Origin of the sequence: Candidatus Poriferisodalis sp. (assembly GCF_965219595.1) — a bacterium.
Lineage (GTDB): Bacteria > Actinomycetota > Acidimicrobiia > Acidimicrobiales > Poriferisodalaceae > Poriferisodalis.
The window spans coordinates 3,136,097-3,150,109 of record NZ_OZ244781.1; the positions used below are offsets into that span (position 1 = coordinate 3,136,097).

12 protein-coding genes are annotated in these 14,013 nt (G+C 66.5%); 10 read left to right on the forward strand and 2 right to left on the reverse strand.

The window, feature by feature from the left end; translation table 11 throughout:
- The first annotated feature begins 91 nt into the window (after nucleotides 1-91).
- Nucleotides 92-286, forward strand: coding sequence for a type II toxin-antitoxin system VapB family antitoxin (locus tag ACOQPE_RS13865; RefSeq protein WP_419853587.1), 195 nt, complete (start codon nucleotides 92-94; stop codon nucleotides 284-286).
- Entirely contained in the window at nucleotides 283-672 is a 390-nt protein-coding gene (gene vapC / locus ACOQPE_RS13870; RefSeq protein WP_420609481.1) for a type II toxin-antitoxin system VapC family toxin, read from the forward strand. The genes ACOQPE_RS13865 and vapC overlap by 4 nt, the downstream gene beginning before the upstream one ends.
- A 31-nt stretch (nucleotides 673-703) precedes the next feature.
- On the opposite strand, the gene ACOQPE_RS13875 is transcribed toward vapC, so the two are convergent.
- Together ACOQPE_RS13875 and ACOQPE_RS13880 are read right to left on the reverse strand one after the other, a co-directional pair.
- Nucleotides 704-2,269, reverse strand: a complete 1,566-nt coding sequence (locus tag ACOQPE_RS13875; RefSeq protein WP_420609482.1) for an acyl-CoA carboxylase subunit beta — start codon at nucleotides 2,267-2,269, stop codon at nucleotides 704-706.
- Between the two features lie 106 nt (nucleotides 2,270-2,375).
- Nucleotides 2,376-2,816 (reverse strand): hypothetical protein, encoded by a 441-nt coding sequence (locus tag ACOQPE_RS13880; protein ID WP_420609483.1) that lies wholly within the window; start codon nucleotides 2,814-2,816, stop codon nucleotides 2,376-2,378.
- A 903-nt stretch (nucleotides 2,817-3,719) separates the two neighbouring features.
- On the opposite strand from ACOQPE_RS13880, the gene ACOQPE_RS13885 reads away from it, so the two are divergent.
- The 8 genes from ACOQPE_RS13885 to ACOQPE_RS13920 all read left to right on the forward strand — a co-directional run bounded on the left by ACOQPE_RS13885 (nucleotide 3,720) and on the right by ACOQPE_RS13920 (nucleotide 14,004).
- Nucleotides 3,720-4,811, forward strand: coding sequence for an LLM class flavin-dependent oxidoreductase (locus tag ACOQPE_RS13885; RefSeq protein ID WP_420611398.1), 1,092 nt, complete (start codon nucleotides 3,720-3,722; stop codon nucleotides 4,809-4,811).
- 163 nt (nucleotides 4,812-4,974) lie between these two features.
- Complete coding sequence (locus tag ACOQPE_RS13890; protein WP_420609484.1) at nucleotides 4,975-6,174, forward strand: Rieske 2Fe-2S domain-containing protein; 1,200 nt, start codon at nucleotides 4,975-4,977, stop codon at nucleotides 6,172-6,174.
- 50 nt (nucleotides 6,175-6,224) lie between these two features.
- Complete coding sequence (locus ACOQPE_RS13895) at nucleotides 6,225-6,734, forward strand: cupin domain-containing protein (protein WP_420609485.1); 510 nt, start codon at nucleotides 6,225-6,227, stop codon at nucleotides 6,732-6,734.
- Nucleotides 6,735-6,758: 24 nt separating this feature from the next.
- Nucleotides 6,759-7,508: a 3-oxoacyl-ACP reductase family protein gene (locus ACOQPE_RS13900; protein ID WP_420609486.1), complete on the forward strand. Its 750-nt coding sequence runs from the start codon at nucleotides 6,759-6,761 to the stop codon at nucleotides 7,506-7,508.
- A complete protein-coding gene (locus ACOQPE_RS13905) occupies nucleotides 7,505-9,175 on the forward strand; it encodes a thiamine pyrophosphate-binding protein (protein WP_420609487.1) in 1,671 nt (556 codons plus the stop codon). The genes ACOQPE_RS13900 and ACOQPE_RS13905 overlap by 4 nt, the downstream gene beginning before the upstream one ends.
- 37 nt (nucleotides 9,176-9,212) lie before the next feature.
- Nucleotides 9,213-10,730 (forward strand): FAD binding domain-containing protein, encoded by a 1,518-nt coding sequence (locus ACOQPE_RS13910; RefSeq protein WP_420609488.1) that lies wholly within the window; start codon nucleotides 9,213-9,215, stop codon nucleotides 10,728-10,730.
- Nucleotides 10,727-13,117, forward strand: a complete 2,391-nt coding sequence (locus ACOQPE_RS13915; protein WP_420609489.1) for a xanthine dehydrogenase family protein molybdopterin-binding subunit — start codon at nucleotides 10,727-10,729, stop codon at nucleotides 13,115-13,117. The genes ACOQPE_RS13910 and ACOQPE_RS13915 overlap by 4 nt, the downstream gene beginning before the upstream one ends.
- Nucleotides 13,114-14,004: a VOC family protein gene (locus tag ACOQPE_RS13920; RefSeq protein ID WP_420609490.1), complete on the forward strand. Its 891-nt coding sequence runs from the start codon at nucleotides 13,114-13,116 to the stop codon at nucleotides 14,002-14,004. Before ACOQPE_RS13915 ends, ACOQPE_RS13920 begins: the two co-directional genes overlap by 4 nt.
- The last annotated feature ends 9 nt before the right edge of the window (nucleotides 14,005-14,013 follow it).

Genomic DNA, 14,013 nt, shown 5'->3' on the forward strand with positions numbered 1-14,013 from the left:
GTGTAGAATTGGGAGAAATATACACATCGGGATCTGGGGCGCACATCGACAAGTATCCGGGCGTCGGCATTCGGGCAACGGGAAGGCAGCGATGCGTACCAACATCGAAATCGACGACGAACTCATGGACGCAGCCATGAGCGATGGCAGCTTTCGCACCAAGCGAGCAGCTGTGGAGGCTGGACTTCGCCTGCTGATCCGAACGAGATCACAGGGACGCATACGCAGTCTGAGAGGCAAGCTGGCGTGGGAAGGCTCGCTTGACGAGATGCGAATCGACCGATGATCGTGGTCGATTCATCCGTCTGGGTCGACTACTTCAACGGCATCGAAACTTCCCAGTCCGACCTGCTGGACGAGCTGCTGGGAGCGCAGCCGGTCCTCACCGGCGACTTGATCCTGGCGGAGGTGCTCCAAGGGTTCCGAAACGATGCTCACATGCGCCGCGCCCAAGAGACCATGGACGCCCTTTTCTACGAGTCGATGGTGGGACGCCACATCGCCATCGCCAGTGCGCTCAACTACCGGAAACTGCGCGCCAGAGGCATCACTGCACGCAAGACCATCGACATGCTGATTGCCACGTTCTGCATCGAGAACGGTCACCAGTTGCTGCACGCAGACCGTGACTTCGACCCAATGGCCGAACACCTCGGACTGCAGGTGCTCTGACTGGCATCTCCGGCGCCACCCGATGGTGGGATCAGGGGCGGACGGCGCGCTTGTTGGGGCGACGGGCGAGTTCCTCGAGCACCGGCTGGGCCAGCTTCACGAACGTGCAGGCCAGGCGCCGGGTCTCGCGTGGATCGATGAGGTCTACGACATCGCCGTGCATCGCTGCTTTGAACGGCGAACGGAGCCGCAGCAGTCGCTCCTCGATCATCTCTCGATGCGCCTCCGGATCGGGCGCCGCGTCGATCTCGCGCCGGTATGCCGCCGCGACACCGCCCTCGATCGGGATGCCGCCCCACTCCCCCGCGGGCCAACCGAACCGCAGGTTGAGCGCATGCGGCAGGCCGATGCTGTTGGGCGCATCGGCAGCCACGCCGTAGGACTTGCGCACGTTGAACTCCACCTTGGGCACGCTCGCCTCCGCTGAAGCAATCAGTGCCCGCACGCCCCGGCGCATCGTGGCCTTGCGCTCAGCAGCAGAGCCCAGCATGAACCCGGGCATGTCCAAGAAGATCAGCATCGGCAGGTTGAATGCGTCGCACAGGTCCACGAAGTGCGCGTACTTGTCGGCGCCGTCGCCGTCCATGGCGCCGGCCAGCCGCATCGGATCGCTGCCGACGACGCCCACGCTGTAGCCGTCGAGCCGGGCGAACCCAGTGATGATCGCTCCGGCGTAGTGGCGGCGCATCTCGAAGAACTCGCCGTTGTCGACGACGTGGCGGATGAGCGCCCGAGCGTCGTAGCCCGCCCGCCGGTTCGTGGGGATGATGTTCAACAGCTCCTCGGGCCGGCGATCGGGCGGGTCACCCGTGTCGACCCGAGGTGCCACCCCCGAGGTGGTGTTGGGCAAGTACGAGAGGAACTGCCTGATCTGGTCGAACGCGTCCTCCTCGCTCTCGGCCACGTTGTCGACCTGGCCGCTCTCGTACACGTGCATCCGGTAGCCGCCGAGTTCCTCCTTCGACAGCGTCTCACCGGTAGCCCGCTGCACCACCGGCGGACCTGACGGGAAGATCTGCGACTGGCCCTTCACCATCACCGTGAAGTGAGACATGAGCGCCGCAGCAGCGGGCCAGCCCGCGACCGAACCCATGATCCCCGCAGCCACCGGCACCTTGGTCAGCATCTCCACGCCTTGCCACCACATATCGCCCTCCGGCAGCGCCATCTGGCCCGACTCTTCGTCAGACCGTGAGCTGTGCCCGACGCCCTCGCGCAGCTGCACATACGGGATGCCGTAAGTGATGGCCAGCGGCTGGGCGAACTGGTGGGGGATCTTGTGCACGTTGTGCGGGCTGCCGCCGGAGATAGTGAAATCGTCGCCGCCGATCGCCACGGGCCGCCCGTCGAGCTCGGCGAGGCCCATCACGTAGCCACCCGGCGTGAAGCCAATGATGTTGCCCTCGTCGTCGTACTCCGGTCCGCCCATGAGCCCACCCATCTCGATGAACGAGCCCGGGTCGGCCATCTTGGCAATGCGTTCGCGCACGGTGTACCGACCGCCCTGGTGCTGGCGGTCGATGCGTTCCGGGCCACCCATCTCGGCAGCCAGCTCCTTGAGGTACGCGATCTCGGCGATCGCGTCCTCCCAGGACATTCCCGGTTTCCACGTCTCCCGATCCGGATCAATTGGCATTCGCTCGCCCGTTCCCTCAGCCTTTCGCTTTCATCCCTGAAGCAACCACCATTGATCTCACCAAGGGTTATTCATCGATCCATTCCAGAACACAGATTGGATGGCTTGATCCTGTGCTGTACGGGTCCATACTGCCTCCCTCCTCCGAGACGCCCCATACAAACTCACCGTCGTTTAGGGGAATGGGATTACGCGCGTCTCGGCGATCCTGGAACTGGCCGAGCGACCATTCTCTCTTTGCATTCCCACCGATAACGACAAACACACAAGCCAGCGACGAATCCTCGGACCATTGCCAAGTTCCTGCTCTGATGCCGACGCCGACTTCACATGAAACGTCAGGCAACTGGTTCTTGCGCTCCATCACCCAATCAAGCTTCTTTGCCGGAACAGGAGCGTTGTGTGCATTGCAAGCAGCCGAGTCAAAGGACACACCTCCGCATGCAAATGTCGATACAATCAACAACGCAGATAGGACAATCAGGTAGAATTGTCGTTCAATTCTCATGGTCGCTTCAATATATTGAATCAATTGCTGCTAAAGGACGGCAGTTGATCGAGCAAGGCCAACGGCCTTCTTGGTCCTATGCACGACATTATGCGTCGCTGCCACTGGCCCCTACGCCATTCTCTGTGTGGCTCATCACGTCGGACCCAATAACCGTGTCGCTGCGACGAATCTAACTACTGTAGCCAAAACTCTCACATACCTCCTCCCGGAAGGTTCTATACACTTCCCCCCAAGACAGCTGCTTGGGGTTTCGTTATCCATCCGTAGAGCGTCACTTCTTCCTCAAGACCGGCTTCGTTCAAGATCGTGGTGATGCCTATCGGACCCCATACTCCAGCTACTGGCGCTCTGAGCAATATCGGTACAAGTATTTCGAAGACCCGTACAGGACACTTGCTCGGGACGCGCGGTTCAGGGTCATACGGGCTGTTACAGGCATACCCCGAACCGAACTGATAATGTTCATGTGTCCCACAGACGGGGGCTTGCTGGCCTACCGGAGCCTCATCCTGGCCGGACAATGGATCGATGGCATCGGTATCATTTCCGTCCGGTAGCGACGGATCCGTAGCCGGTCCGTCGTTCTCGTCGGTATCAGTCTCTGGTGCGGTCGCCTGGCTCGGCGGGTTTGACTCAGTACCCACCAACTCCTTGTCTGGCACCAAGCCCTCGTCCACACCTGTCTCGGCACCTGCTGGTGACGAGAATGTGAGTGCGAGCAGCGAAGCGCAGAGCCCCGCGACGAGAATCGAAACAAAAGACTGGCGAAGACATTTCACCGGAGCACCATAGCGCTCGAAGAACCCGTCAACTGGCAAGTCGGCTGGTTCCGCGCTGCTGGGCTACCCTGCCCAGCGGTTGACCTCAGTGCGAGGCGGCCGCCAGCAAATGGAGTTGACGATGGAATTGGGACTGTTCACCATGCCGAGCCACCCGCCCGAGCGCGACCTGCGCGAGGGCTGGGAATGGGATCTGCAGGTCATCGAGTGGGCCGATGAGTTCGGCTTCGGCGAAGCCTGGATCGGCGAGCACCATGCGGCCAAGTGGGAGCCGCATCCTGCACCGGATCTGCTGACCCTCGCAGCACTGCAGCGCACGAAGAACATCCGCATCGGCCCCGGCGGCTTCCTGATGCCCTACTACCACCCTGCCGAACTGGCCAACCGCATCTCGCTGCTCGACCACATCTCCGAGGGGCGGCTCAACTTCGGTGTCGCAGCCAGCGGACTGCCGAGCGACTGGGAGATGTTCGGCGTGGACGGCATGGCCGGCGAGAACCGCGAGATGACCCAGGAATCGGTCGAGTTCATCCTGAACCTCTGGAGCCAGGAGCCCGGCTGGACCCACGACGGCAAGCACTGGAAGGGCTCGGTGCCTCACGGCATGCCCGACATGGACCTCGTGCATCACCTTCGCCCGCTGCAGCAGCCGCATCCGCCGATCGGGGTGGCAGGCCTCAACTCGCCGTCGCCGACGCTGGAGATGGCGGGTGAAAAGGGCTGGATTCCGCTGAGCCTCAACCTGAACCCGCAGTACGTCAGCGGGCACTGGGACTCCTACGAGGCCGGTGCTCGCCGGGCCGGCCGGGAGGTCAGCCGCAGCGATTGGCGGATGGTCCGCGAAGTCTTCGTCGCTCCAACCGATGAGGAGGCCTGGGAGCTGTCCTACGGCGGGATGATGGGCCGGATGATGACCGAGTACTTCATCCCGCTGCTCGGCGCCTTCGACTTCCACAAGTTCCTCATCGACGAGCGCAACCCGCCTGCGGACGGTGTCGTCACCGTGGAGTACTGCGCCCGCAACAACTGGTTCGTGGGATCACCCGAGACCGTCGCTGCGTCGATCGAGAAGGTCTATGCCGACGTCGGAGGGTTCGGCCACCTGCTGCTGTTCTGCTTCGACTACTCCGAGGCACCCGAGGCCTGGCGCCGCTCGATGGACTTGCTGGCCAACGACGTCATGCCGCGGGTGGCACACCTCACCGGAGACTGAACCCGCGCAGGCAGGTGCGCCCGCTGCGGAGGCGGCGGCAGGACCCTCAGCGACCAGCGATCCAGCAGGTCGCAACGTCGCTGAGTCTCCTGCCGCCGCCTCCGCTAAGACATCTGTGCCTCACCGCTTGAGTCCTCAGTCACCGCGAATACAGTGGCAAGCCATGGTGTCGGCACCGCGGGCGGCCACTTCGCCAGCGCTTCGGACGCTTCGAACGGAGGCCGAGGCGCTGGTTGAGCTCGGCCGGCGTCGCCTTTCCCAGTATTCGGGTATCGGTGCGCGGCGTGCGGCCCGACGGCCGCCGATCTGGCCGCCGACCCCAGAACTGCCCAAGGGCGACCCCCGTCTCGGACTGCGGGATCGCTGGTACCTGCTGGGTGTGGCCGATCTGGTCGGCAGCCAGCCGGTGCCGACACGTCTGCTCGGCGAGGACTTGGTGGCGTGGCGCGACGGTGACGGCGCGGTGCGACTCATGGCCGACCTCTGTCCGCACCGGGGCGCTCGGCTGTCCGTCGGCGATGTCGTCGGCGGCCAGTTGCAGTGCGCGTATCACCACTGGCGGTTCGACGGCGATGGCCAGTGCATATCGGTGCCGTCCCAGGGTGGCGCCTGCTCGCTGGCGGAGCGCACCCGCGTCAGCGTGAGCTATCCCGTCCGTGAGCAGGCCGGCTATCTGTGGGCATGGATCGGCGAGAACGTGCCTGCGCCGCTCAAGCTCCCGGCCGAGTTCACCGACGAGCGCTACTCGACGTTCCCCGAAACCGTGGAATGGGGCGCCAATTGGATGCTGGCGCTCGAGAACCTCGTGGATCTGATGCATGCCCCCTTCCTGCATGCCCGCTCGATCACCCTCAATGAGGGGATCACCAACGACCGTGTGGTGGTCGACGATCACGACGACGGCTTCGAGGTCCGCCGCCGGGATCAGACAGGCACCAACTTCGACTGGATCGACATCCACACCGGCGAGCTTGCGTACGTCCGCTTGGACATCCCGCTGCCGCCCAGTGCCGGGCCGGGTCCGCCGCTGCGGATCCTGGGATTCCTGACCCCGCGTGACAATGCAGCGACGCTCGTGCACTTTCCCCGATTCCGTGCGGTGTCGGGCCGCGAGCGTCGTATCTGGCGGACGCTGTACCGGCTGCGCCTGCGCGGCACCCACCTGCACGTGCTCAATCAAGACAAGGAGATGCTGGAGGGCCTGCGCACCGTCGAGGAAGCCCGCCGCGACGAGCACCTCGCCCAGGCTGACCGGCCCGTGGTGCACCTGCGCCGGGCGCTCGAGCCGGCCTTCACCGAGCAACGGCAGCGTTTCGGCCTCGACGAGCCGACGCCCCCGGAACCCCTTGCTCTGGCTGACTGATGCCGGGCCTCACGTAACCTGCGACCGCCGACCACCACAGGACACCAACGATGACCCAGACCGCCGCCGAAGCTGCCGAGCTGGAGGCTCGGATCGACGACATGTGCGCCATGCGCGACAGCCGGCGCGAGGACTGGGACACTTTGGCGTTTCAGACGAAAGCAGACCCGCAGTACCGGCGCGCGCAGATCCGCTACATCGGCTCGGGCGGCACCGGCAACCACGAGGGTGACGACCGGGCGCTGGCCGCCGAGCACTTCACCTTCTCCAACATGCTGCTGCCGCCGGGCGCCGAAGGCCCTGAGCACACCCACCACGACGTGGAGGAAGCGTTCTTCGTGCTCGAAGGCGAGCTCGAGGTAACAATCCACGACGGCGATGACTCCGCCAGCCGGCTGCTCGGCTACCGCGATCTCATCAAGATCCCGGCGGGCACTGCTCGATCGCTGCGCAATGTGGGCGAAACAGACGCTCTGTTCGTCGTCATGCTGGGTGCATCGAAGCCCCAGCTGCCCACCTATCCCCCGCACTCCCCCATGGCGGGGATCACGCGGGACTGAATCGTCAGCGCGACCGGCTCCAGCATGAGCCTGCACGGTCGCCGCGTCGTCGTCACCGGCGCTGGGCGCGGGCTTGGCGAGGCCATGGCGCATGCGATTGCCGCCGATGGCGGATCGGTCGTGGTGGCCGAGCTGGTGCCCGAGCGCGGCGAGCAGGTCGTGAGCGACATCAGGGCCGCCGGCGGTGCTGCCGAGTTCGTACCGACCGATGTGAGCGACGAGTCGTCGGTCGCTGATCTTGCCGCTCATGTCTCGGGTAGCGGCGGGCTCTGGGGCGTCGTGAACAACGCCGGCCTGGCCGACGCCGTGGGCGGCAAGACGTTCTGGGACATCACGCCTGAGGAGTGGGATCGGATTCACGCCACCAATGCCCGGGGGCCGTGGCTGGTGAGTCGGGCGCTCGCCCCGCAGATGATCGGCGCAGGCGAAGGCCGGATCGTCAACATCGCGTCGGATGCGGCGCTGTACGGCTCGCCCCGGCTGGCGCACTACATCGCCTCGAAGGGAGCGCTCATTGCGCTGACACGGGCCATGGCACGCGAACTGGGCGACCACGGCATCACCGTGAACGCTGTGGCACCAGGGCTGACACAAGGGCCGTCGGCCGAGAGGATCCCCGCGGAGCGTCATGCTCTGTACGCCGCCAACCGGGCCATCAACCGACCCCAGCAGCCGGAGGACGTGACTGGCGCAGTCACGTTCCTGCTCTCGGACGACGCCGGCTATATCACCGGTCAGACCATCGTCGTCGACGGCGGCTTCGTGATGTCATGAATGACGGACCCGCTCGCAACGGCGGCGACTTGCTCGTCGAGGTGCTGAGGACACTCGACGTCGAGGCTGCGTTCGGCGTGGTGAGCGTGCACAACCTGCCGCTGGTCGATGCCCTGACGCATCAGCTGCGATGGGTGCCCACCCGCAGCGAGGCAGCAGCCGTCAATGCCGCCGACGGGTACGCCCGTGCGAACCGTACGCCCGGGTGCGCGGTGACCTCCACCGGCACCGGCGCAGCAAATGCAGCCGGTGCACTTGTCGAGGCCCTGACCGCGGGCTCGCCGGTGATGCATGTCACCGGCCAGATTCCCAGCGAATACATGGGGCGCGGCCGTGGCGTGATCCATGAGACCCGGGACCAGCTCGGGCTGCTGCAGGCCTGCTCGGTGTCGGCGGCAACTGTCGGAGCAGATGCGCATTCCGATTTCGCTGCAGCTGCCGGTCGCTTGGGCTGCCACCCGCGCGGCCCGGTCAGCCTGGAATGGCCGATCGACCTGCAGTACAGCGAAACGGTCCCGTTCGAGTCGTCTGCGGGTGGCGCGACAGCGCACTCGTCAGGTTCGGCTGAAGTGCCCGGACCTGACCATGCCGCGCTGGACCGCGCCGCCGAACTCATCGCTGCTGCGGAACGGCCGCTGGTGTGGGCAGGCGGCGGTGCGGTCGGCAGCGGGGAGCAGATCGACGATTTGCTGCGACACACCGGCGCTGGCCTGTTCACCTCCAACGCAGGCCGCGGCGTGCTGCCCGAGACCGATGCACGGGTCATCGGCAACTTCGCGGCCTCGGCGGCAGGCGCCGAATTGCTCGGCCAAGCCGACCTGCTGATCTCGGTCGGCACGCATTTCCGCTCCAATGAAACCCGCAGCTACCGCCTCGCTGTGCCTCCGTTGCACGTCCAGATCGACGTCGACGCTGCAGCGGTCGGGCGGGTGTATCCGACCGATGTCGGGATCGTGGGCGAAGCCGGCGTCGTGCTCGATGCGCTCAGTCGGCGACTGGCGGGTGGAGCGGCAGCAGCGCAGCCTGCGTGGAGCGCAGCCGTCGCCGCGGCCCGAACCCGATGCCGGGCGCAGCTGCGCCGCGACATCGGGCCGTATTCGAAGATCTGCGACATTATGACGAGCGTGCTCAGCGATGGGGCGCCCCGTGTCCGCGACATCACCATCCCGAACAGCTCGTGGGGCAACCGCCTGCTGCCGATCATCGATCCCGCCACCAACGTGGTGCCCCGCGGCGGCGGCATCGGTCAGGCTGTGGGCATGTCGATCGGCACCGCGGTAGCCCGTCCCACCGAGCCGACCATGGTGATGGTCGGCGACGGCGGTCTTGCGCCGCAGCTCGGCGAGCTGGCCACACTCGCCCAGGAGAGCCTGCCGGTGACGGTCGTAGTCTTCGACGACGGTGGCTATGGCGTGCTGCGCAATACCCAGGACCAGCACCTCGGCCGACGCTCAGGCGTCGACCTGCTGGCCCCTGATCTTGCTTCGGCAGCAACGGCATTCGACATGGGCTATTCCGATGCGTTAACGCCTGACGACTTCGCCCGTGCGTTCGAGGCAGCCATGAATGCGGGAAGCCCGCAGTTGATCCGGGTGGACTGCGAGGCACTCGGACCGATGCCGGTGCCGTTCGTGCCTCCAGTTGAGATGCCCGCGGCGGACCGATGACGACTCCTGCAACCAGCCGACATCGAGGCAGGCTGCGATGACCGTCGAGCCAGAAGCCGCGCAGGATTCGTCATCGAGCGGGCTGATCTCGCGTAGCCACCTGGGCATCGAGCCGTTCACGCTGTTTCGGCCGGAGTCGCTGGCCGACGCAGCGGCCAGCGTGGCCAACGGAGCGTGGGCACATGCAGGCGGCATCGACGTTGCCCAGCGTCTGCGGCACGGTGAATCGACCGAGTCCGTGGTACGGCTGGGCGGGCTCGAAGCTCTCACCGAGATCTCGCTGCATGACGGCGCGCTGTTCATCGGGGCGGCGGTCACGCACGCCCGCATCGAGTCCGACGCTCTGGTGCTTGCCCATCGGCCTGACCTGGCTGCCACGTGGCGGACGATCGGCAACGTGCGCATTCGCACCGCCGGCACCGTCGGCGGCAATCTCATGTCGCTTGACACCGGCTACGACTCGGCACCGATCCTGGCAGCAGCTGGCGCCTCGCTGATTTTCCTTGATTCCGGCGGCACCGAGCAGCGCTGCTCGGTGGCCGATCGGGCCGCGGGCAGGCTGCTGGTGGGCTGCGAGGTGCCGCTTGAAGGCCGTGTCGTGTACGACCGATCGCTCAAGCCGGTCGCCTCGGTGGCCGTCGGCGATCGGTACGCCGCCATCGGCTGCGCGTATCGCAACGTCGAGATCATCGAACTCGAGTTCGATGCCAACAGCGCTGACGGAGCCGACGGTGCCCACGGCACCGGTGGCAGGGTCGATCTCGACGCCGTGCGTGCCGCATTGGACTCGCTCGGCGAGCCGCTGGATGACGCCAACGCCTCGTCCGGATACCGGCGCCGCGTGATCGAGGTACTCATCGAGCGCTGCGTGCAAGTGCACGCAGCAGGCGCGCCAGCGAGCCCCGGCCATGACGCCGGACAACTGTCGCCCGGCGACGATCCCCAGCGTGAGAGCGCTGCGCCGACAGGGCAACCCGGCCAAGCGAGAACACGACGAGGCGACGGCCAGGTGGCCGGCAACGCCGGCTCGCTGGATCTCGAGATGCAGCTGAACGGCAGCCCCTTCGAGGCTGCTGCGCCGGTCTCGGAGATGCTGGTTGACACGATCCGCTCCCGGGCTGGCCTCAGTGCAACCCGTGTCGGCTGCGATCAGGCAGTCTGCGGCGCCTGCACGGTGCTGGTCGACGGTCTGCCCACGGCGTCATGCTCCACGTTCGCCTGGCAGGCCGCCGGGCGCGACATCCACACGATCGAAGCGGCCAACGAATCCCCAGGCGTCAAGCCGACCGGGAGCCTTCCCGCCGTCATGCGAGAGGTGCAGCAGGCATTCGCCGAGACCAGCGCATTCCAGTGCGGCTACTGCACACCTGGCCTGATCCTGACCTCCAGCTCCCTGCTGGCGCACCATCCGGATCCCGACCGCAGCACGATCGTGGACTGGCTCGACTCGAATGTGTGCCGCTGCACCGGCTACCTGATGGTGATCGAAGCCGTCGAGGCAGCGGGGGCCGCACTGCGTGACCGGTCCGACACACTCCGGGTACCGGCGACATGACCCGGTCGGACGCGTCGCTGAAGGTCACCGGCACCGCGCCGTACGCCGTCGACGTGGCGCTGTCGGGGATGTTGCACGCGAAGGTGCTCCGCTCGCCCCACGCCCATGCGCTCGTCACCCGCATCGACACCGCCGCCGCCGAGCAGGCCCCCGGTGTGCGGGCCGTGCTCACCCGCCGTGACCTGCTCGACGGCGAGCACCGTGACCGGTGGGCCGCCGCTGACCTCCAGCACCGTCCATCGGATGCGCCGCTCGTCGCCGCGCACAGCTACGGCTACTTCATCAAGGATCAGCCGATCCTTGCGCTCGACCGCGTGCGCTGCATCGGCGACCCGGTGGTCGCCATCGCCGCCGAGACCGAGCTCGATGCGACCCGGGCGCTCTCGCTGGTGCAGGTCACCTACGAGCCGCTGCCGGCGGTCACTAACTTCGACGAAGCGCTCGCAGATGGGGCGCCGGAGATTTTCCCCGAAGCGCCGCTGGGGATGACGCCCGCCTACGGCCAGGGTGCAAGCGGAGGCGCCCGGCCGCGGTCCAATGTCTGCTACCGCTTCGGTTACGAGACCGGCGATCCTGAGACATTCGACGGCTGCGACCACGTCTTCACGGACGTCTTCGCTTTCGACGGCCGCCAGCAGCATCTCCACCTCGAACCCTTCGTGGCCGTGGCCAGGTGGTCGGCGCAGGTGACCAGCGACGACAGCCGGTTGGAGCTGTGGTCGAGCTGCCAGAACCCGTTCCCGGTTCGCAAGGAGATGGCTCGCCTGCTGGGCATCGGCGAGCAGCGGGTACGCATGCACGTCGGCTTTCTCGGCGGCGGTTTCGGGGCCAAGAACGGCTGCAAGACCGAGCCCATTGCAGCACTGCTGGCGCTCAAGGCCAGCGCGCCGGTGCGCTATTGCCTGACGCTCGACGAGGGCTTCTGGACGATGCGCCAGCACAATGCCCGCCTGACGCTTCGCACCGGCGTCATGGCCGACGGCACGCTGGTGGCGCGCGATGCCGAGGTGCTGCTCGATGCCGGCGCGTATGCAGACGCCAGCCCGCTCGTGGCCGAGAAGGCTGGCTACCGGGTCGCAGGGCCATACCGCTGGCAGCACATCCGCTCGGTCACCGATGCGGTGCTCACCAACACCACTCCGGCCGGCCCATTCCGGGGCTTCGGAGGCACACAAGCCAACTTCGCCTGCGAGAGCCAGATCGACATGATCGCTGAACGGCTCGGCATGGATCCGGTGGAGCTGCGCCGCCGCAACCTGATCGGGCTGGGCGAGTCGTACGTGCCGGGCGAATCAGCCATGGACTCCGATCTCGTCGAGGGGCTCGAGCTGGTGGCGTCGCACATTGGGATGGACAGCCCTCGTCCGGCGGGGCGAGGTCGCGGTGTCGCGGTGGGTTTCAAGGACTCGGGCGGGGTGAACAAACCGGCACAGGCCCGGGTGAAGGTGGCCACTTCGGGCGACGCCTGGGTGCAGTGCGGCACCGTCGAGATGGGCCAAGGCGCACAGACCGCCCTGCGAGAGGTGGCCGCTCGCATTCTCCGGCTGCCACGGTCTCGCGTGCATTGGTCCGACATCGACACCGACCACACCCCGTTCGACCAGGGCACCAACGCATCGTCGGCGATCTCGGTGATGGGCCAGGCCGTTCAGAAGGCCGCCGAGGCCGCGCGGCTGCGGGTTCTGCTCTTCGCCAAGACAGAGCTCGGCGTACCGCTGGAGCGTCTCGATTTCGCGGACGGCTTCATCCACGTGACTACCGAGACTGGCAGCGGAGGCGAAGATCGCAGCGACGACAGGAATGGGCCTGAGCCCCGTCCTCTGGCACCGATGGTGATGGGCGTCTACGGCGGCACCGGCTACGAGTTCACCGGCGAGGGATTCTTCAAGGCACCCACCGAGAGCCGGGCCCCGCTGGAGTCGCCGTGCGTGTCGTGGGAGTACGGCTGGGGCGCCGCGGAGGTGTCGGTAGACGCCGAGACCGGCGCAGTGACGGTGCACCGGTTGGTTGTCTCGGGCGATGCAGGCACGGTGTTGCACGAGGGCGCCTGCCGGGGCCAGGACGAGGGCGCGGCGATCATGGGGCTCGGCGGTGCCCTGTTCGAGACCATGCGCTTCGACGGCTCCGCGCTGACCAACGGCAGGCTCGTCGACTACCGGGTGCCACGGGCCAGCGACCTTCCAGCGGAGTTCGTGTCGATCACCCAGGAGCAGGGCCACGGCCCGGGACCGTTCGGCTCGAAAGGCCTCGGCGAGGGAGCGATGCTGCCGATCGCATCGGCCATCGCGAACGCTGTCGCCGATGCCACGAGCGTCCGTGTCACCTCCATGCCGCTGACGCCCGAAACCGTGCTCGCCGCGCTCGACGAAACGAGGACTGAGCGATGAGTTCAGCGTCGTGGGCGGTCACTCACCTCCGTCACATTTCGCTGCGCTGCGCGGCGTTCGACGAGAGCGTCGACTACTACTCAGGGCCTTGGGGCCTGCAGCGGCTCGCTGATTCCGATGATGGCACCGCCGTGCTGCGGGCAGCAGGCCCGGAGCATCACGTGCTCGAACTGCAGCGAACAGATCGCAATGGCATCGACCACATCGGCCTCGGACTCGCCGACGACCGGGCCGTCGACGCTGCGGCAGCCGGGCTGGCAGAACGCAACGTGGCACTGCTGAGCGAGCCCGCCGAGTTGGATCGTGCTGGCGGCGGCTATGGATTCCGGATCGCGGACCCAGAAGGGCGTGTTGTCGAGCTGGCTGCCCGCACGGAGGCGGTCAGACCGCTCGACACCGGTGCCGCGCCAGTCAAGCTCGCGCATGTCGTGCTCAATACCGCAGACATCGAAGCGCTGTGCACCTGGTGGTGCGACGTGCTGGGTTTCCGGGTGAGCGACTGGAGCGAGCGCCAGATGGTGTTCCTGCGCTGCAACACCGACCATCACTCCATCGCGTTCAACCGGGCCGAGTGGGCCTCGCTCAATCACGTGGCGTATGAGGTCTCATCGCTGGACGCCTACATGGCATCGCTGGGGCGGCTCAATCGGGCGGGTCACACCGTGGGCTGGGGTCCCGGACGCCACGGGCCGGGCAACAACGCTTTCGGCTACTTCGTCGACCCCGCCGGCACCGTTCCCGAGATCACCGCCGAAGTCCAGCAAGTCGACGAGGCGACGTGGGCGCCGCGTACCTGGCCCCGCACGCCCGAGCTGTCCGACCGCTGGGGCACGGCTGGACCTCCCTCTCCCGAGATGCGCCAGCACATGGCCGGAGCGCCCGAATAGCCGACACTT